The 18,804-nt window shown below is 62.9% G+C and carries 19 protein-coding genes and 4 pseudogenes; 14 read left to right on the top strand and 9 right to left on the bottom strand.

All coding sequences use genetic code 11. The features are described from left to right. Positions 1–146 precede the first annotated feature (146 nt). The 4 genes from phnD (at position 147) to phnE (AC1DNE_RS24450) (ending at position 3,624) form a co-directional block, all read left to right on the top strand. Entirely contained in the window at positions 147–1,157 is a 1,011-nt protein-coding gene (gene phnD, locus AC1DNE_RS24465; RefSeq protein ID WP_441473221.1) for a phosphate/phosphite/phosphonate ABC transporter substrate-binding protein, read from the top strand. A gap of 69 nt (positions 1,158–1,226) precedes the next feature. Then, the gene (gene phnC / locus AC1DNE_RS24460) at positions 1,227–2,009 is read left to right on the top strand and encodes a phosphonate ABC transporter ATP-binding protein (RefSeq protein ID WP_441473208.1); all 783 of its coding nucleotides are present in this window, start codon (positions 1,227–1,229) and stop codon (positions 2,007–2,009) included. Next, positions 2,006–2,803, top strand: a complete 798-nt coding sequence (gene phnE, locus AC1DNE_RS24455) for a phosphonate ABC transporter, permease protein PhnE (RefSeq protein WP_441473207.1) — start codon at positions 2,006–2,008, stop codon at positions 2,801–2,803. The genes phnC and phnE (AC1DNE_RS24455) overlap by 4 nt, the downstream gene beginning before the upstream one ends. Then, positions 2,800–3,624 carry a phosphonate ABC transporter, permease protein PhnE gene (gene phnE, locus AC1DNE_RS24450; RefSeq protein ID WP_476841251.1) on the top strand — a complete coding sequence of 275 codons (825 nt, stop codon included), beginning with the start codon at positions 2,800–2,802 and terminating at the stop codon, positions 3,622–3,624. Before phnE (AC1DNE_RS24455) ends, phnE (AC1DNE_RS24450) begins: the two co-directional genes overlap by 4 nt. 198 nt (positions 3,625–3,822) lie before the next feature. Here phnE (AC1DNE_RS24450) and AC1DNE_RS24445 read toward each other — a convergent pair. After that, positions 3,823–3,921, bottom strand: a pseudogene (locus tag AC1DNE_RS24445) (IS6 family transposase); the annotation flags it as partial. 150 nt (positions 3,922–4,071) lie between these two features. Between AC1DNE_RS24445 and AC1DNE_RS24440 the strand changes: the two are divergent. After that, a complete protein-coding gene (locus AC1DNE_RS24440) occupies positions 4,072–4,278 on the top strand; it encodes a type II toxin-antitoxin system HicA family toxin (RefSeq protein ID WP_441473205.1) in 207 nt (68 codons plus the stop codon). Further along, positions 4,275–4,610 carry a type II toxin-antitoxin system HicB family antitoxin gene (locus tag AC1DNE_RS24435; RefSeq protein WP_441473204.1) on the top strand — a complete coding sequence of 112 codons (336 nt, stop codon included), beginning with the start codon at positions 4,275–4,277 and terminating at the stop codon, positions 4,608–4,610. The genes AC1DNE_RS24440 and AC1DNE_RS24435 overlap by 4 nt, the downstream gene beginning before the upstream one ends. Before the next feature lie 373 nt (positions 4,611–4,983). On the opposite strand, the pseudogene AC1DNE_RS24430 reads toward AC1DNE_RS24435, so the two are convergent. From AC1DNE_RS24430 to AC1DNE_RS24415, 4 genes and pseudogenes are all read right to left on the bottom strand, one after another. Beyond that, a pseudogene (locus tag AC1DNE_RS24430) lies at positions 4,984–5,571 on the bottom strand (recombinase family protein). 21 nt (positions 5,572–5,592) lie between these two features. Further along, positions 5,593–5,922: pseudogene (locus AC1DNE_RS24425) on the bottom strand (ATP-binding cassette domain-containing protein); the annotation flags it as partial. Positions 5,923–5,957: 35 nt separating this feature from the next. Then, positions 5,958–6,807: pseudogene (locus tag AC1DNE_RS24420) on the bottom strand (IS3 family transposase); the annotation flags it as partial. A 278-nt stretch (positions 6,808–7,085) separates the two neighbouring features. Continuing rightward, positions 7,086–7,727, bottom strand: a complete 642-nt coding sequence (locus AC1DNE_RS24415; RefSeq protein WP_441473203.1) for a TetR/AcrR family transcriptional regulator — start codon at positions 7,725–7,727, stop codon at positions 7,086–7,088. Between the two features lie 133 nt (positions 7,728–7,860). On the opposite strand from AC1DNE_RS24415, the gene AC1DNE_RS24410 reads away from it, so the two are divergent. Genes AC1DNE_RS24410 through AC1DNE_RS24395 form a run of 4 tightly spaced genes read left to right on the top strand, consistent with a single transcriptional unit; the run spans position 7,861 to position 11,886 of the window. After that, the gene (locus AC1DNE_RS24410; protein WP_441473202.1) at positions 7,861–8,643 is read left to right on the top strand and encodes a cyclase family protein; all 783 of its coding nucleotides are present in this window, start codon (positions 7,861–7,863) and stop codon (positions 8,641–8,643) included. A gap of 23 nt (positions 8,644–8,666) precedes the next feature. After that, positions 8,667–9,593 carry a 3,5-dioxohexanoate:acetyl-CoA acetone transferase gene (kce, locus tag AC1DNE_RS24405; protein WP_441473201.1) on the top strand — a complete coding sequence of 309 codons (927 nt, stop codon included), beginning with the start codon at positions 8,667–8,669 and terminating at the stop codon, positions 9,591–9,593. Positions 9,594–9,601: 8 nt separating this feature from the next. Further along, positions 9,602–10,621 (top strand): SMP-30/gluconolactonase/LRE family protein, encoded by a 1,020-nt coding sequence (locus tag AC1DNE_RS24400; RefSeq protein WP_441473200.1) that lies wholly within the window; start codon positions 9,602–9,604, stop codon positions 10,619–10,621. A 56-nt stretch (positions 10,622–10,677) separates the two neighbouring features. Next, complete coding sequence (locus AC1DNE_RS24395) at positions 10,678–11,886, top strand: ABC transporter substrate-binding protein (RefSeq protein WP_441473199.1); 1,209 nt, start codon at positions 10,678–10,680, stop codon at positions 11,884–11,886. Positions 11,887–12,320: 434 nt separating this feature from the next. Here the strand turns inward: AC1DNE_RS24395 and AC1DNE_RS24390 are convergent, their stop codons facing one another. The 4 genes from AC1DNE_RS24390 to AC1DNE_RS24375 form a co-directional block, all read right to left on the bottom strand. Then, positions 12,321–12,554, bottom strand: coding sequence for a hypothetical protein (locus tag AC1DNE_RS24390; protein WP_441473198.1), 234 nt, complete (start codon positions 12,552–12,554; stop codon positions 12,321–12,323). A gap of 117 nt (positions 12,555–12,671) precedes the next feature. Next, a complete protein-coding gene (locus AC1DNE_RS24385; RefSeq protein ID WP_441473197.1) occupies positions 12,672–12,881 on the bottom strand; it encodes a cold-shock protein in 210 nt (69 codons plus the stop codon). A gap of 441 nt (positions 12,882–13,322) precedes the next feature. Beyond that, positions 13,323–13,742 carry a DUF982 domain-containing protein gene (locus AC1DNE_RS24380; RefSeq protein WP_476765757.1) on the bottom strand — a complete coding sequence of 140 codons (420 nt, stop codon included), beginning with the start codon at positions 13,740–13,742 and terminating at the stop codon, positions 13,323–13,325. A gap of 48 nt (positions 13,743–13,790) precedes the next feature. Further along, positions 13,791–14,060: an usg protein gene (locus AC1DNE_RS24375; RefSeq protein WP_476765756.1), complete on the bottom strand. Its 270-nt coding sequence runs from the start codon at positions 14,058–14,060 to the stop codon at positions 13,791–13,793. 262 nt (positions 14,061–14,322) lie between these two features. Here AC1DNE_RS24375 and groES point away from each other — a divergent pair, with 262 nt between their 5' ends. The 4 genes from groES (at position 14,323) to htpG (ending at position 18,796) form a co-directional block, all read left to right on the top strand. After that, positions 14,323–14,637 carry a co-chaperone GroES gene (groES, locus tag AC1DNE_RS24370; RefSeq protein ID WP_476765755.1) on the top strand — a complete coding sequence of 105 codons (315 nt, stop codon included), beginning with the start codon at positions 14,323–14,325 and terminating at the stop codon, positions 14,635–14,637. A gap of 58 nt (positions 14,638–14,695) precedes the next feature. Continuing rightward, positions 14,696–16,321 carry a chaperonin GroEL gene (groL, locus tag AC1DNE_RS24365; RefSeq protein ID WP_476765754.1) on the top strand — a complete coding sequence of 542 codons (1,626 nt, stop codon included), beginning with the start codon at positions 14,696–14,698 and terminating at the stop codon, positions 16,319–16,321. Positions 16,322–16,391: 70 nt separating this feature from the next. After that, complete coding sequence (locus AC1DNE_RS24360; protein WP_441473194.1) at positions 16,392–16,607, top strand: hypothetical protein; 216 nt, start codon at positions 16,392–16,394, stop codon at positions 16,605–16,607. Positions 16,608–16,912: 305 nt separating this feature from the next. Beyond that, the gene (gene htpG / locus AC1DNE_RS24355; protein WP_441473193.1) at positions 16,913–18,796 is read left to right on the top strand and encodes a molecular chaperone HtpG; all 1,884 of its coding nucleotides are present in this window, start codon (positions 16,913–16,915) and stop codon (positions 18,794–18,796) included. Positions 18,797–18,804: the final 8 nt, after the last annotated feature.

Below are 18,804 nucleotides of genomic sequence, written 5' to 3'. Positions count from 1 at the left end.
GCAGTGGAGCCTTTTTGATCATTCGTGTTGACGGCTGAACTTCTGTGCAAGATGATCGATTATTGAGCCGCCTACTCATTCGGGCCATTGCCCCGAACGTCACAAGAGCGGCTGGAATCGGGAGAGTTAAATTGCTGCGCGCCATCATGATCGCATTCGCCGGGGCGTGTATTTCGCTCGGCGGTGCCAGTGCCCAGGACGCCTGCTCCAACCGGGGTCAGCTCGACGATCTCTACTGTGACGCGAATGGCGATCTGGTCGCCGATGTGCCGACCGACCCGGCTAAGCTCAAGGACCCTTCCACGCTCGTCTTCGCCTACACCCCGATCGAAGACCCCGCTATCTACGCCAATCTGCTGAAGCCGTTCATCAACCACCTGAATAGCTGCATCGGTCGCCGGGTGATGTATTTCTCGGTCCAGTCGAACACGGCCCAGATCGAGGCCATGCGTTCCGGCCGCCTCCACATCGCAGGGTTCTCGACAGGTCCAACCGCTTTCGCGGTCAATATGGCAGGGGCGGTGCCTTTTGCCGCCGGTGGTTCGGAAGCCGGCCCGCGCGGGTACAAGCTGGTAGCGCTCGTCAAGGCGTCGAGCGACTACAAAGCGATGGGTGACCTGAAGGGCAAAAAAGTCGCCCACACCTCGCCGTCGTCCAATTCCGGCAACCTCGCGCCGCGCGTGCTCTTCCCGCCGCTCGGGCTGACGCCCGATACGGACTACAAGCCCCTGATGTCGGGCGGTCACGACAAGTCGATCCTGGGCGTCGGCCACGGCGATTACGACATGGCGGCTGTCGCCGACGACGTGTTCGAGCGCATGGTCGCGCGCGGCACGATCAAGCGCGAGGATTTCCGCGTGATCTATACCAGCGAGGTTTTCCCGACCAACGGCTATGTGCACGCGCATGACCTGAAGCCTGAGCTGGCGGCCAAGGTCCGCGAATGCTTCTTCAGTTACAAGTTTTCGGCCGAGGAGCAGAAGGAGTTCAACGGCGAGGACCGCTACGTCCCGATCACCTACAAGGACAAGTGGGCAGTGGTGCGCGAGGTCGCCGACAAGTCCGGCACGCCGTTCAACAAGCGCAGCTACGAAGCAGAGTCCAAGCGCGAGACCGAGGCGCTTGAGCGCAAGAAGGCCCAGCAACCCAAGAATTGAGCTTCTGGCGGACCGGCCCGCGGGCGCAGGCTACGCTTGCGCCCGCACTGCGGCGCGGCATGGATGATGATGGATTTACAGACGTTTTCGAGCGGCGGCCCGCTCGCGATCCGCAATCTCGTCAAGGAATACCGGTCGGGGCAGCCCGTCCTCAAAGGCGTCAGCCTCGTCTTTCCAGATTCCGGTGTCACCGCCATCATCGGGCCGTCGGGAACCGGCAAGTCTACTCTGATCCGCTGCGTCAATCGCCTGGTCGATCCGACGTCCGGCGAAATCTGGTTCGAGGGCCGCGATCTTGCGGCGATTTCCGGCTCCGCCCTACGGCTGGCAAGGCGGCAAATCGGCATGATCTTCCAGGAGTACAATCTGGTCGAGCGGCTCTCCGTCATCGAAAACATTCTGAGCGGCCGGCTCGGATATCTGCCTTTCTGGCGGGTCTGGCTGCGGAAATTCCCGACTGAGGAGATCGAGCGAGCCTTCGCGCTGCTCGATGCCGTCGGGCTCGGTAGTGATTTTGCGACGCGGCGGGCGGATCAGCTCTCTGGAGGCCAACGCCAGCGTGTCGGGATCGCGCGGGCACTGATGCAGCAGCCGCGTCTCCTCCTCGCCGACGAGCCGACCTCGTCGCTCGATCCGCGCACCTCGATTGAGATCATGGACCTGCTTGGCGAACTTTCGCAGCGCCAGCGCATCCCGGTCGTGATCAATATTCACAATGTCGAGCTGGCACGCCGCTGCGCCAGCCGGATCATCGGCATGTCACGCGGGGCAATCGTCTTCGACGGCAAGCCGGAGGCTCTCGACGATAGCCATCTGACTGCCATTTATGGCGGCGAGGGCTGGCTGCAATGAGCGCTGTGTCGCGGACTACGCGCCTCGACCCATTTCCAGCGGACTGGTGGTCGCGCGGGTTGAAGTTCCTGCTGCTAATTTATGCGCTCTATGCGGCATCGACACTCGACCTGACATGGTCGCGCTTCGTCTCCGGGCTCGGCAACGGAGCGACCTTCCTGTCGCGGATGGTCCCGCCGCAGACGGCGCCGGACAAGCTGCTGCTGCTTTGGGACGGCGTGCTCGAGAGCATGCAGATCGCGGTTCTATCGACCTTCTTCGGCGTGCTTCTCGCGCTGCCGCTCGGCGTCCTGGCGGCGCGTAACCTGATGCCGGCGCCGGTGAGCTGGACGGCGCGGGGCTTCATCGCGCTCTGCCGCTCTCTGCATCCGGTCGTCGTCGCAATCCTCTTCGTCAAGGCGGTGGGGTTCGGGGCACTGGCCGGCACGCTTGCACTGATCGTCGCCTCGCTGGGCTTCATCTCGAAGCTGTTCGGGGAGGCTGTCGAGGAAATCGACATGAAGCCGGTCGAGGCAGCCCGCGCCGCCGGCGGCTCGTTCATGGGGGTCATGCTCATGGCGGTACTGCCCCAGGTCGCAGCCCGCTTCATCGGCTTCTGCTCCTATCAGTTCGATTCCAACCTGCGAAACTCTACGATGGTCGGCATCGTCGGCGGCGGCGGCATCGGCGCGCCGCTGTTCACCGCCTATCAGCGCTTCGACTATGATTTCGTGCTGACCATACTGATCACTGTCATCGCGCTTGTGCTGGCCACGGAGGCGCTGACCGGCCGGCTGCGCAGGCTCTTCCAATGACGCATACGACGACCAGCTCTGCCCGCTCGGCACCGGCGCCGCGCTGGACGCGCTTCACGCCCATGCAGCGTCTCGGCCGGTTCGGAGCCTATCTCTTCGTGGCAGTGGCCGTTTCCCGGTCGCTGAAGACGATCGAGATCATTCCGGAATTTCTCTATGACGCGCCCGAGCAGACTCTCGATCTGTTCCGGCGAATGTGGCCATTCGACTGGAGCTACTATCCCAAGGCCATCCATGCGGCGCTGATCGAGACATTTCACATCGCGACGCTCGGCACCTTGCTGTCGCTGGCCTTCGCCGTGCCGGTCGCCATCCTGGGCGCGCGCAATGTGACGTGTAATCCGTTGCTCAACGGGGCCGCGCGCTTCGTCTTCGTCGCCTCGCGTTCGGTGAACTCGCTGATCTGGGCCTTGCTGTTCGTCGCGGTCTTCGGGCCGGGCGCCCTCGCGGGTACGCTCGCCATCGCCTGTCGCTCCGTCGGCTTCGTCGGCAAGCTGCTCTCGGAAGCGCTGGAGGAGGCGCGTCCGGGACCGATCGAGGCGCTGACCGCGCTCGGTGCGCCCTGGCCCCATCTGCTGCTGAAGGGCTATTGGCCACAGGTGGAGCCGGGCTTCTGGTCGGTCGCCCTCCTGCGATGGGACATCAACCTGCGCGAGTCATCGGTGCTTGGACTCGTCGGCGCGGGCGGGATCGGCGTCGCGCTCGATGCCGCGCTATCGAACCTCTACTGGGATCAGGCTGGCCTCATTCTGGCGATCATCCTGGCCATCGTCATTGTTGTCGAAGCTGCCACGACCGTGATCAGGAAGCGAATTATATAGAGAAGGCCTTATCGCTATGTGCATCCGCTATAGGTTCGGGCCCATCGAATGCAGTGTTGCTTTCCTCAGTATGAGGCCGCTTTGCCGAGATGGTCGGACAAGCTAGGGCAGGATTTGAAGGGAGCTGAAGCTGAGCTTCACCTTCCGTTCCGGTTTATTCCATGTGCGAACGCCTTTGCGGCTTTGCGCCGATGACAGTCGAAGGCTCAGCGGGAAGCGGAAGTACAGCCACACCGCATGGGCGATGATCGCAGGCGGGAAAGGATGGCGCTTGGAGCTGACGCAGGGCAGGCTCATGCGAACCCATCTACTCCGCTGGCGCCAGGCTGAAGTTAACCTGACAATGCCCTCGCGCAAGCTGGGCTTGACAATGGTACTATATTTCGGTACCGAATTCACACGAAGAAGCGCCACGAAGCCACGCTGAGGCTGATCTTCGTTCGGCCCGTGAACGGCTCGATCCGATGGGCCGATATCGAAGCGCTATTCATCGCGCTTGGCGCTGAGGTCAGCGAACGGGAAGGTTCTCGGGTCGGTGTCTTCCTCTTCAAAGAGGTGCGCGTTTTTCATCGCCCGCACCCCTCGCCGGATACTGACAAGGGCCCGGTAGCCAGCATCCGCAAATGGCTTGAAGAGAACGGAGTGAAACCATGAAGAATATTATCGAGATCGACACCGAGAAAGCTGTTCTGGCGTTCGACCCTGAGATCGGGATGTTTCGTGGCGAGTTCATCGGCTTGAATGGTAGCGCCGACTTTTACGCCGAGAGCGTCCAGTCTCTTATCGAGGAGGGCCGCAAGTCTCTTGCCGTGTTCCTGGATATGTGCCGGGAGAAGAACATCGAGCCTCATCGGAGCTTCTCCGGGAAGTTCAATGTGCGCCTCGAGCCCCGCGATCACGCAGCGGCGGTCTTTGCAGCGGCAGCTGAAGGCAAGAGCTTGAACGAATGGGTGTCCGACACCATTAAAGTAGCGGCGGCCGCCTGATCGCTTCCGCAGGAGCTTCGGATCGCAATCGCCATACCAGCTCTTGCCGTCCTTCTCATATCGCCACGGATTTTCAGTAAGTCTGATGGGCAGCAAGTCCTCCTCTCCCCGGCAGTGCTACATCGGCGGCCCTCCGCGTCAGGCGGTGAGCCGCGTCTTGCTGATCTTGTCGCTCGCAGCCGTCGTCATGCCGCCCAAAGGATTCTTCTTTCGCGAGCGCGACATGGCGGCCTCCCATCACGCCGACATACCATACAGGTCGCGCCAAATAAAAACCTCGCCGATGACGAGAACGGTGCCTACGCCGATCTCGGGGTTCGGAAGTTGGGGCGCCATGTCCCACATGTATTGGCAGATCAATTACCCATTGCGACTAGCCTGGAACAATCGCCTCATCGCGAATCCGTATGTTCGTCTGCCGGCTGACGTCGAAGCGCCTTGCCAACGGCGCGATCTTTTGGCCATCCTCCAGTGCCGATTTAATCTCGGCGCGCTGTGAGGAGGAGAGGGCGGTCGGCCTTCCGAGTTTTCTTCCCTCTGACTTCGCCCGCCGCAGGCCGGCATTCGTCCGCTCGATGAGAAGATCCCGTTCAAACTGCGCGACGGCGTGGATGACGTTCATGGTCATCTTCCCGTCCGGGCCGGCGAGGTCGACACCACCCAGCGCCAGGCAGTGGACCCGCACACCCATTTCCTCGCGCTTATGCACTGTGGAGCTGACCTCGATCGTATTTCAAACGAGCCGATCCATTTTCGTGACGATCAGAATATCGCCACGCTCAAGCCTATCGAGCAGCCGGGTAAATCCTGGGCGGGCGGAAATGGCTACGCTGCCGGATATTGTTTCGGAAATGACCCTGTGCGGCTCGGCCCGAAAGCCGGCGGCCCCAATTTCCCGAATTTGATTTTCGGTGGTCTGCCCATTTGTCGACACCCGGACATAGGCGGAGGCGCGAGACATGGACTTTCGTCCAAAAAAATGGGCGATGGCGACGCGCTGCTGCTGGCCGCCGGACAACTGCGAGGCATATTTTCCAGCCTGATCGTCGATGCGCAGCATCGCGAGGGCCTCGCCGCATGCCTCGCCCGCCGACCGGCCCAGGACCTGGATCGGCGCCCGCGCGCAGTTCTCCAGCACCGTCAGATGTGGGAACAGGTTAAAGTGCTGGAAGACCATGCCGATGTCGCGGCGCAGGGCCAGCAGACCGCGGCGGTTCTGCGTGAGCGCGATCCCCGCCACACGGATCTCGCCGGACTGCACGCGCTCCAGCCCATTGATACAGCGGATCAGGGTCGATTTACCCGACCCGGAAGTGGCCTGCCCCCATTAGGTGGCCCGGTTCAAGTCTAATGCATGGTGAGCTTGCCGGCCACGGTTGAGGTGTCCGGCGAGGTGGGTTGGGTTTGCGCAGGCGGCCACACCACAGCGAGCGGTGCTGGTGGCCGGTAGCCCAACGAGGAGTGCGGGCGCCGGGTATTATAGTGCTCGCGCCAGCCCTCGACGACGATCCGAGCCTCGGCGAGGCTTTAGAACATCTCACCGTTCAGGAGCTCGTCGCGAAGCTTGGAGTTGAGTCTCTCGCGGTAGCCGTTTTCCCACGGCGAGCCCGGCTCGATGAAGGCCGTTTTTGCGCCGACCGCTGTGATCCAATCCCGCACCGCCTTGGCGACGAACTCTGGACCGTTGTCCGAACGAACATGCCCAGGCACGCCGCGCGGGATGAAGAGATCGGACAGGACATCGATGACGTCGGTGGACTTGAGTTTCCGGTCGATCCTGATCGCGATGCATTCCCGGGTGAACTCGTCGATCACGTTCAACATGCGGAACTTCCTGCCGTTATGGGTGCGATCCTCGACAAAGTCGTAGGACCAGACATGGTTGGGATGTTCTGGCCGAAGCCGGGTGCACGACCCCATCATCCAGCCAGAGACGCCCCTTTTTCGGTTGCCTGGCCGGCACCTTGAGCCCCTCACGCCGCCAGATCCGCTCGACGCGTTTGATGTTCACCGCCCAGCCTGACGCGTGCAGGATCGCTGCGATCCGGCGATAGCCGTAGCGGCCATACTGGGTGGCAAGCGCGACGATGTCGGCAGTCAGCGCCACCTCGTCGCTGCGCCCCGCCGGCACCTTGCGTTGCGTCGATCGGTGCTGCCCCAGAACCCGGCACGCCAGCCGTTCCGATACGCCAAATTCACCATGGCATGGGGGGCAGCCCAGTAGGCCGTGGTCTGGCAGAGCCGGTGCCGGGGCTTGTTCGGTAGATGGCTGAGGCGGCACGAAGAGATAAAGCGCCGCCGGCAATGAACCTGCGATTGAGGTCGGCACTCCGATCGGATTGCGTAGCAGTCTGAGCGGAGTGCGCTCTCGTCCCTAGACACTAGATTCCGAAATCTGGAAATCGGAAAATCTATTCGTGACGAACGTCCGGCATCTGGCAAGCTCTCAACGTCCGAAATTGGCGCAACCGCGACCTATTCGACCAGCAACCGATCAATGCCAGCCGCGCAGAAGCTGGTCAGGCGCTCAAGCAGAAGCTCGGCAAGGCCGGCGGCGGACAGAGCGTGGCGCTCATCGTCGAGGCGCGCAGCGCGGTCGCCCGCGGCCATGGTCATGACCAGTGCCCCGACCATGAACAGATAGGCATCCACCATCGCCCCGCGCGAGGATCTCGGGTAGAGTTTCGCGAACGCCGCTAGGAATTCAGTCGCGGTCGGGTCGAAATGCTCGGCGAGAACGCCGCGCGCGGATTCGCGAGGATCGACCGCCTCCCGCGCCGTGATCATCGCGAAGGCGGCTCCCTGAACGCCTTCCGCGAAGCGCTGCCGCACCGAAGGGCCGATGAAGGCCTCGACCACCGCGCGGATCTCGGGCGCGGGCGCAGCCATCGCCTCCGTGAGCGCAGTTCCGCGCGCCAAGGCCAGCGCATCGGCCCGGCGCGCAAAGACGGCCCGGTACAACGCCTCCTTCGAGCCGAAATAATAGCTGAGCTGCGACAGCCGCACATCGGCCGCAGCGGCGAGATCGCGCATGGAGGCGCCGTCGGCGCCGCCCCGTTCGGCGAATGTCCGCTCGGCTGCGTCGAGAATGCGCTCGCGCGTCGGCGCAGGTCCCATCGAATCCCTCCTGCGCAGCGCACCTGCTCTGCGTGAGTGGCCTCTTACCAGAAAGCGCATCATGCGCTATTGGTCGGACGTTCGTCCAAATTCATGCCGACAAGAGCACGCTGGGCGACAGGAGGAAACCAGCATGATGCCGACCGGGCGACTCGTCGATCTCTCGATCCCGCTCGAAAACGACGTGCCCGCCGATCCACCCTTCCAGAAGGTGAGGATCGAATACAGCACCCATGAAGGCACGGCGAAGGATATCGCGGCGGCCTTCCCTGGACTGCGGCCCGAGCAATTGCCGGACGGAATGGGCTGGGCCGTCGAGCTGGCGACGATCTCGACGCATAACGGCACCCATGTCGACGCGCCCTGGCATTACCATCCGACGCAGGATGGGGGGCTGCCTGCGCTCAAGATCGACGAATGCCCGCTGGAGTGGTTTCTGCAGCCGGGGGTGAAGCTCGATTTCCGCCATCTGCCTGATGGCCACGTCGTCACGCCGGCGGAGATCGACGCCGAGCTGGAACGGGTCGGCCACAAGCTCAGCCCGCTCGAAATCGTCGTGGCCAATACCCGCGCCGGCAGCCGCTATGGGCAAGCCGACTACATCGATACCGGCTGCGGCTTCGGCCGTGAGGCGACGCTGCATCTCGTCCGTCAGGGCATCAAGGTCGTCGGCACCGATGGCTGGAGCTGGGACGCGCCCTTCAGCCATACTGCTCGGCGCTTCGCCGAAACCGGCGATGCCTCATTGATTTGGGAAGGTCACAAGGCCGGCCGCGAGGCCGGTTACTGCCAGATCGAAAAGCTGCACAATCTCGAAGCCCTGCCGGCGACCGGCTTCATAATCAGCTGTCTGCCGGTGAAGGTGCGCAACGGCTCTGCCGGCTGGACGCGGGCCGTCGCCATCCTGCCGGCCTGAATCGACAATCATGGGAGAAGCGTGTGAGCAAGGTCATCATCACCTGCGCGGTCACCGGCGGCATCCATACGCCGACCATGTCCGACCATCTGCCGATCACCCCCGACCAGATCGCGGAACAGGCGATCGCCGCCGCCGAGGCGGGCGCTGCGATCCTGCATCTGCACGCCCGCGATCCAAAGGATGGCCGCCCGACGCCGGACCCAGCTGTGTTTATGGAGTTCCTGCCGCGCATCAAGCAGGCGACCGACGCGGTGGTGAACATCACCACCGGCGGCGGCCTGACCATGACCGTCGATGAGCGCCTCGCGGCGCCACTCAAGGCTGCGCCCGAGATGTGCTCGCTCAATATGGGCTCGATGAACTTCGCGCTGCACCCGCTGGCGGAGAAGTATAGCGACTGGAAGCATCCCTGGGAGCAGCCCTATCTCGCCGGCACCAAGGACTTCATCTTCCGCAACACCTTCGGCGACATCGAGCGCATCTACAAATTGCTCGGCGAGGGCCACGGCACCAAGTTCGAGCATGAGTGCTACGATGTCGGCCATCTCTACAACCTCGCGCATTGCCTCGATCGCGGCTGGTTCAAGCCGCCGGTCTTCCTGCAGTTGATCTTCGGCATTTTGGGCGGCATCGGTGCAGACCCTGAAAACCTGATGTTCATGAAGCGCACCGCCGACAAGCTGTTCGGCAAGGACTACCACTGGTCGGTGCTCGCGGCCGGACGCCACCAGATGGCCTTCTGCACCCAGGCCGCGATGATGGGCGGCAATATCCGCGTCGGGCTGGAGGACAGCCTGTTCATCGGCAAGGGCAAGCTCGCCACCTCCAATGCCGAGCAGGTCGCCAAGATACGCCGCATCGTCGAGGAGCTCGGCTACGAGATCGCCACCCCCGAGGAGGCCCGCGACACGCTCGGCCTCAAGGGCGGCGACCGGGTCAGTTTCTGAGCCCGCCGATGTCGCGCACCCCCAATCCGCTCGATGGCTTCACCGTCGACCCGGCGGCGATCCGCTATGTCGGCGAAGGCCTGCAGCGGCCCGAATGCATCCTCGCCGAACGCGATGGCTCGCTTTGGAGCGCCGATGCGCGGGGCGGCGTGGTTCATATCCGGCCCGACGGCACGCAGCGCCTGATCACTCAGACGGCCAGCCGCGGCTTCATCGACGCGACTAACGAGGAAGCACGTTTCGTCTCGGGCACGCTGCCGAACGGCCTCGCCTTCGCGGGCAATGGCGATATCCTGATCTCCAATTTCGGTACCGACCGGCTGGAGATCATGACCCGGGACGGCGAGACCCGCGTGCTGGTCGACACCGTCGATGGCGAGCCGATCGGCAAGGTCAATTTTGTCCTGCGTGACAGCAAGGACCGGATCTGGCTGACGATCTCGACGCGCACGAAGAACTGGATGCGAGCGATCAGCCCGCATGTGTGCGACGGCTATGTCGCCCTGTACGATGGCGGACGCCTGCGGATCGTCGCCGACGGCTTCGCCTTCACCAACGAGATCAGGCTCAATGCCACCGAAAAGTGGCTCTACGTCGCCGAGACCTGCGCGCGGAAGGTGACGCGGTTGCGGGTCCTGCCGGATGGCAGCCTGACCGATCGCGAGACCTTCGGGCCGGAGGATCACGGCGCCTGCATCGACGGCATCGCCTTCGACGCCCATGGCAATCTCTGGGGCACGCATGTCTTCACCGACAGGATTTTTGCGATCACGCCGGAAGGCGAACTGCGCATCCTGCTCGACGACGACTGCGGGAGTGCCGCGGGGCAGGCCTTTCTCGCCGCCTTCGCCCGCGACGAGGCGACACCGGAGCTTATGCTCGCCTGCGGCGGCACGATCGCCCCCTGGTGTGCCAGCATCACCTTCGGCGGCCCGGACCTGAAGACGGTCTATGTCGGCAGCCTGAAGGGCTCGCGCATTCCCTATTTCCGCTCACCCGTCGCCGGTCTGCCCATGGCGCATTGGTAGGTCCGGCGTCGTTCGACGACGCTCGCTGCAATCAAAACAACGATCCGGGAGGAACCATGAAGCGCATCATCTCTGCACTGGCGGGCGTATCCGCGCTGTGCCTGGCCGGCGCGGCGCAGGCCGAAATCTCGGGCGGTACCGTCAAGATCGGTGTGCTGACCGATATGTCCGGCGTGTATTCCGACATCACCGGCAAGGGCTCGATCGTCGCCACCCGGATGGCGGTCGATGACTGCCTGAAGGCGGAATGCGCCGGCATGAAGATCGAGGTCGTTTCGGCCGATCACCAGAACAAGCCGGATGTCGGCTCGACCATCGCGCGCGAATGGATYGACCGGCAGGGTGTCGATGTCCTCGCCGACATGTCGAACGCCTCGCTGCAGCTCGCCATTCCGCCGCTGCTCAAGGAAAAGAACCGAGTCGGCCTGTTCCCCGGCGGCACCGCGCGGCTGACAGGCGACGCCTGCCAACCCGACCACATCGTCCAGTGGATGTGGGACACCTATGTCCAGGTCGCCGGCGTCGCGAACTACCTGACCAAGCCCGGCACGAAATGGTTCCTCGTCACGGCTGATTATGCACTCGGCCATCAGCTAGAGGCGGATGCGAAGACGCTGGTCACGGCCAAGGGCGGCACCTATGTCGGTTCGGTCCGTCACGCCTTTCCGGCCGTCGACCTCTCCTCGCAGCTCTTGACGGCGCAGGGCTCGGGCGCCGATTTCATTGCACTCGCCAACGCCGGCGGCGACACTATCGCCGGCATCAAGACGGCGCGCGATTTCGGCATCGGACAGGACAAGCAGAAGCTCGTGGCCTTCTTCCTGACCGCGATGGACGTGAAGAGCGTCGGCCTCGCCGCGGCGCAGGGCACAGTGCTGACCGAGGGCTTCTACTGGAACCTCGACGACCGCACCCGTGCCTTCTCGGAACGCTTCAAGGCCACGCATGGCGCCGTGCCCTCGGCGATCCAGGCCGGCATCTACTCTTCCGTCCGCCACTACCTGAAGGCGGTCGCCGCCGCGAAGTCCGACGACGCCAAGACGGTGATCGCCAAGATGCGCGAATTGCCGATCGAGGACGACGTCGTCCGCAACGCCAAGCTGCGTGTGGACGGTCGCATGGTCCATGATTTCTATGTCTTCCGCGCCAAGCAGCCATCGGAAGCGAAAAGCGAATGGGATCTCTACGATCTCGTCGCCACGATTCCGGGTGACCAGGCTTTCCGCCCCCTGAGTGAAAGCGCCTGTCCGGCGATCAAACGCTAAGACAAAAGACCGGTGTCGCCGCGGGATTCTCCGGGTACGCCTCTCGCGGCGGGTGACGTGCGGTTCGAGTTACGGCGTTGCCAGACCAAGTGCGTGCCCCCGCGCGAATGCCCGCTTTCGGGCAGCGGCTCGATGTCTGGTTGTGGCGCGAGGCGAGCGCTACTTCCCGCAGCATTTAATAGAATAATGCCGGTTGCGGCATCCCTAGAGGGGGAGGTGCCATGGATATTCAAGCGCAGTGAGGCAGAGACACGCGTCGATGCAGAATCACATCCGAGGACGATGAGAGGTGTCTGATGAGCTTCGACCGCCAATGACCGAAGCGAAGTGGTTCGCCAGCTACAGCCAATACGGGCGATCGCGAAACACTTTGCCGTCGCGATTCAGACCATCGGCGGGCTCTGAATTCTCAGATCAGCGAGTGGGATCTAGGGCTATTTGAAGCCAGGACGCCGCCGCGACTTCGTATTGATCTGCGCTGCGAGCCCGGCCTGTTTAACATTGGCGTCCCTCGCCAAACGGAGTCCGCGCAGTTTATGCATGTTGTCCTCGCGCTGCTGGGTCAGTTTCTCCGTTTCGGACATAATCCTGGCGTGAGAGAGCGCCCGCGTTTGGATTTTCAGGAACTGATTGTCGGCGGTTAAGCGTTGCTTTGAAAGTTCGAACACTATGATTTCCATTCGCAGTTAGGTTGAAAACAAAAAGGCCGAGCAAGTGCCCGGCCTTTCGAGTGGCTATAGTCGCTGGTGCCAGTACATCCGTGGTCAACGGCGACGATTGCCAAATCACGCAGTCTGGAGCTGTTCCGCGGCCATCTTGCCGGACCGGTTGTCGCGAGCGACTTCGTATCCAAGCTTCTGGCCTTCCTGCAAATCCCGCATCCCAGCTCGTTCGACGGCGGAGATGTGCACGAACACATCCTGGCCGCCGTCATCCGGCTGGATGAAGCCGAAACCCTTGGTGGAATTGAACCATTTCACTGTGCCGGTGGTCATGAGAAACCCTCCTTTTGGCAAGACCTGTCGCTCGTCGACAGAATGTTCGACGAGTTCAGAACGATTTCGAAAGGGGGGAGTTTATCAGAGCCGCGCCAAAGCGCGAAAATAACAACGGCCGTCCAAGCAATCTCGATAAAATACAAATAACTCAGGTCACCGATTGCGTCAAGATAATTATCATAAATACGATTTTTATCTTTGTGCTCATGATTTCAACTACCTGCTCGCGGAACATTTTTAGCGAGAATTCTGTCAATTCTCTGCCATATCCGGCCGGCATCGGCGGGCCCTTGAAAGTGGACAACGCTGTCTGGCTGCCCGGAAGCCAGGGGTAATCCAACGGCTAACACCCGGCCCACAACGCTCAGTGGGCCGGGGCGAAGTCGTGTCCCCGCTCGATGAATAACCCGGCCCGCTCGCGCCGGGCCGGGCGCGTCGTCAGGCCCTGCCCCGTGAGCCTTCCCTTCGGCTTCCCATGAACGCAGCCACGTCGGGCGCGAGAAGGTCGTGCCTTTCCGCCCATGAGGCGAATAAGCCCCGCGCCGTTTCCGGTTCGATCTCGCCGCGGATCGCCGCCAGGCAGGCTTTCAAAGCAAAGCCATGGACCGGATCGCGCCTGCTCACCGGCCAGTCGGCCAGGAACATGTAGGCCTCCATCGCCGACGCAATCGCCGCCGGGTGCCCGAGACCGGTCAGGATAACAACCGGTCTCTCAAAGTCGTCAGATGTCATCATGCAGTCCTCCCTGGGCGGGGAGCGAGTGCCAACGTTGCCATAGCCATATCCTCCTGGAAGCAACATGGATCCGGTTTGGTTGATCGCCGCGTCGAGCGCGCTGTCACTGTCGGCGGCTGCCATGATTTTGGGATGCGCTCGCCCCGGATCAAGCCCGCCGCAGCATCGACGTTACTGGAGTCGGAATTCGCCGCTCACCGCGCTGAAGTCGGCCGGGCCGATCAGGTCCTTATGAGCGACGGTGATGCGGAAGAGTTTGCCCTCGAGCTTGGCCTGCCAGAAGGCAAGGAACTTGTTCAGTTCGGGAAAGCGCGGGGCGAGGTCGTAGTCCTGCCAGATGTATTCCTGCAGGATCGAAGGGTGGTCGGGCAAGCGGTAGAGGATCCCGGCGGTGGTCAATCCGTAGCCGGCGATCTGGCGGGCGAAGTCCGTCGAAGCCATTCCTTTCAGCCCCCTGGTTTCACTGCGCCGATGGCAGCGCGTTTCCAACGTCTTGGCAAGCCGAAAGTTTGCGTTTGCGCTGCCTTTTCAGCCTGTTAGCACTCGATCAAAAAAAGTGCTGCCGGCCTCTTGAAGGCCAAAAATGAGCAACCCAAATCATCGCGCGGGCACGGCGCCTCAGGGGCGAGCGGAACCTCGCCGCGAGACCCGAACAGGGCCGAGCCGCTTTGACATGTGACCGACATGGAAACTGGAGGAACTCATGAAGTTTCGGCCACTGCATGACCGCGTCGTCGTGAAGCGCATCGACGCCGAGGAGAAGACCAGGGGCGGGATCATCATTCCCGACACTGCCAAGGAAAAGCCGCAGGAGGGCGAGGTCGTTGCTGTCGGCGCCGGGGCTCGCGACGAGACCGGCAAGCTCGTGCCGCTCGACGTCAAGGTCGGCGACCGCGTGCTCTTCGGCAAATGGAGCGGCACCGAGGTCAAGATCGATGACCAGGATCTCCTGATCATGAAGGAGTCCGACATCATGGGCGTCGTCGAGACGGCTGCTGCCCTCAAGAAGGCCGCCTGACGGGGCCTTCATCCCATCTCATCAACCTGAAACCTCAAGTCTGAAGGAGTGAGGAATCATGGCTGCGAAGGACGTGAAGTTTTCGCAGGACGCGCGCGAGCGGATGCTGCGCGGCGTCGACACGTTGGCCAATGCCGTGAAGGTCACGCTGGGTCCGAAGGGCCGCAACGTCGTGATCGAGAAGTCGTTCGGCGCCCCGCGCATCACCAAGGATGGCGTCACCGTCGCCAAGGAGATCGAGCTTTCCGACAAGTTCGAGAACATGGGCGCCCAGATGGTCCGCGAGGTGGCGTCGAAGCAGAACGACGCGGCCGGTGACGGCACCACGACCGCCACGGTCCTGGCCCAGGCGATCGTCCGCGAGGGGGCCAAGGCGGTGGCCGCCGGCATCAATCCGATGGATTTGAAGCGCGGCATCGATCTCGCCGTCGAGGCGGTGACGAAGTCGCTCGGCGAGCATTCCAAGACCATCACCGGCTCGGAGGAGGTCGCGCAGGTCGGCACCATCTCTGCGAATGGCGACCGTACGATCGGCGAGATGATCGCCGAGGCGATGAAGAAGGTGGGCAACGAGGGTGTCATCGCCGTCGAGGAAGCCAAGACCGCCGAAACCGAACTCGACGTTGTCGAAGGCATGCAGTTCGATCGCGGCTATCTCTCGCCCTATTTCGTGACCAACACCGAGAAGATGGTCGCGGAGCTGGAAGACCCGTACATCCTGATCCACGAGAAGAAGCTCTCTGGCCTCCAGACGATGCTGCCGCTGCTGGAAGCGGTGGTGCAGACCGGCAAGCCCCTGCTGATCGTGGCGGAGGACGTCGAGGGCGAGGCTCTCGCCACGCTCGTCGTCAACAAGCTTCGTGGCGGCCTCAAGATCGCAGCCGTCAAGGCTCCGGGCTTCGGCGATCGCCGCAAGGCCATGCTGGAGGATATAGCGATCCTGACCGGCGGCACCGCCATCAGCGAGGATCTCGGTATCAAGCTGGAGAATGTTACGCTCGACATGCTCGGCCGTGCCAAGAAGGTTCGGATCGAGAAGGAGAACACCACCATCGTCGATGGCGCCGGCTCGAAGGTCGAGATCGACGCAAGGGTCGCACAGATCAAGGCCCAAATCGAGGAGACCTCCTCGGACTACGACCGCGAGAAGCTCCAGGAACGTCTGGCGAAGCTCGCTGGCGGCGTCGCGGTGATCCGCGTCGGCGGCGCGACCGAGGTCGAGGTCAAGGAGAAGAAGGATCGTGTCGACGATGCGCTGAACGCGACCCGCGCCGCGGTCGAGGAAGGAATCCTGCCGGGCGGCGGCGTCGCTCTGCTGCGCGCGGTCAAGGCCCTCGAAGGGCTCGTGCCCGGCAATGACGACCAGAAGACCGGCGTCGAGATCGTCCGCAAGGCGATCACCGCGCCGGCCCGCCAGATCGTCGAGAATGCCGGCGGCGATGGCGCGGTCGTGGTCGGCAAGCTGCTGGAGTCGCAGGACTATGCCTGGGGCTACAACGCCCAGACCGGCGAATACGGCGATCTGGTCAAGGCCGGCATCATCGACCCGACCAAGGTCGTGCGCACCGCGATCCAGGATGCGGCGTCGGTCGCAGGCCTGCTGATCACCACCGAGGCGATGATCGCGGAGCTTCCGAAGAAGGATCCGGCGCCGGCATTGCCTGCCGGTGGCATGGACTATTGAGCATCGAGGGCGCCGCGACGCCGCGGCGCCCTCTTTCAAACGCTGCAATCTTAGGCATGTCGGAGGAGCCATGCCGTTCTCATCGTTGACCGATCCCATCGACCTGGCCCGTGCCGAGGCCGCTCTTGAAAAAGCGTGGGCGGAACTCAAGCCATCGCTTCCGGCAGGCTCTGACGAACTGGAGCGGAACAACCTCGCCTATATCGGTACTTCGCTGGTTCCTCTCGCGCTCGACGAGGACGATCTCGCACAGCGTGCGGTCGGTCGGTATCGCGAGAAAACCTAGGCGAGAGGCTTAGGGAAAGCCCCAGCATTCGCCACAATCATATCAGGCAGCCGACATAACCGATGGTCTTCAGGAATCGAAGGAAATCTCACCCTCCGACCGCTTCAAGCCCTCATTGCGAAAGCCGAGAGCGCAACATATGGGCTTAAGGATAATCTCTTGGCCGTCATGACACGGGACGGATCGGCAACCTGGCAGACAGTCGCCGCTCACATCGAGTCCCAATTGCCCGGCGCGGGAGAGTTCGCTACCGCGCGATTAAACGCCATACTCGTCTTGATCAGGACCCTATCCGGAAAATCCGAATGACAACGACCGCCACAGCCGAGCATCGCAGCTTCGAAGCCGACGTCTCCCGCTTGCTGCACATGATGGTGCATTCGGTCTATTCCGACCGCGACGTTTTCCTGCGTGAGCTGATTTCGAACGCAGCCGACGCTTGCGAGAAGCTGCGCTACGAAGCGATCGAGAAGCCCGAACTGCTCGGCGAAGAGCCGAAGCTCGCGATCACCATCATCGCCGATCCGGAGGCGAGCAAGCTGACCATTGCCGACAACGGCATCGGCATGAGCCATGACGAGATGATCGAGGCTCTCGGCACGATCGCCCGCTCGGGCACGCGCAGCTTCATGGAGCGGGTCGCGACCGCCGATGGCAAGGACGGCGCGCAGCTCATCGGCCAGTTCGGCGTCGGCTTCTATTCCGCCTTCATGGTCGCCGCGAAGGTCGAGGTCGTCAGCCGCCGCGCCGATAGCGCCGAAGCCTGGACCTGGTCATCCGACGGTAAGGGTGAGTTCACGGTGGCGCCCGCGGCGTTGGAGGAGGCTCCGGTCCGCGGGACGCGGGTGATGCTCCATCTGATGGACGATGCCAAGACCTACGCCGAGCGCTGGACTTTGGAGCGCGTCGTTAAGGAGCAGTCCGGCCATGTGCCCGTCCCGATTTCCTTGATCGCGGAGCCGGGAGCCGAACCAGTCTCCCTCTCCGACGGGGCCGCACTCTGGACCAAGCCGAAGAGCGAGATCACCAAGGACGAATACGCCGACTTCTACCGCAGCGTTGCGGGGCAATATGACGAGCCGGCGGCCACAATCCATTTTCGCGCGGAAGGCTTGCACGAATATACCGCGCTCGCCTTCGTCCCGGGCGCACGCCCGTTCGATCTCTTCGACGCCGACCGCAAGGGGAGGATAAAGCTCTACGTAAAGCGCGTCTTCATCACGGACGAGGCCGAGCTCCTTCCGCGCTATCTGCGTTTCGTGCGCGGCATCGTCGATACAGCCGACCTGCCGCTCAACGTCTCTCGCGAGATGATCCAGAACAGCCCGCTGCTCGGCGCAATCAAGAAGGGCGTCACCAACCGCGTGCTTTCCGATCTCGGGAAGCTGGCCGATCAGGATCCGGAAACCTTCCGACCGATCTGGGAGAACTTCGGCGCTGTGATCAAGGAAGGACTCTACGAGGATTTCGAGCGCCGGACACAGCTTCTCGGTCTCGCTCGCTTCCGCACGACGGCTTCCGGCGAGGGCTGGCGGAGTCTCAAGGATTACGTCGGCGCCCTGAAAGAAAACCAGACGGCCATCTACTACATCGCCGGTGACGATGCCTCACGGATCGCAGCCTCCCCGCAGCTCGAAGGCTTCCGTGCGCGCGGTATCGAAGTGATGCTACTGTCGGATCCGATCGACAGCTTCTGGGCCTCGGCCGCCCCGGACTTCGAGGGCAAGCCTTTGAAGTCTGTGACGCAGGGCGCTGCTGATCTCGGTCTTATCCCGCTGCTCGATGGCTCGGCCTCTCCTTCTGCTGAGACGAGCGAAGAGATCGGCGCGCTGCTTGCGTCGATGAAGGAGACCTTGGCCGACGAGGTTGCGGATGTCCGGACCTCCGATCGGCTCACTGACAGCGCGGTCTGCCTCGTGGCGTCGGACAAGGGGCCGGATCGCCAGTTCGAACGCCTGCTCAGCGCCGCCGGCCGAGTAGACAGCGCGGCCAAGCCGATCCTCGAGGTCAACCCGCGCCATGCGATGGTCGCGGCTCTCGCGTCTGTCGAAGACGGTGCCCTGCGCGCTGACATCGCTCATCTTCTTGTCGACACCGCCCGCATCCTGGACGGCGAACGCCCTGTCGATGCGAGCGGCTTCGCCAAGCGGCTGAGTCGAGTGGTCGCGAGAAGCCTCGGCAAAGGCTGAGCGGCGAA

Source organism: Allobosea sp. 05L423 (assembly GCF_056397745.1).
The sequence above is the reverse complement of the archived record's forward strand: the minus strand, read 5'-3'. Positions and strand labels throughout refer to the sequence as shown.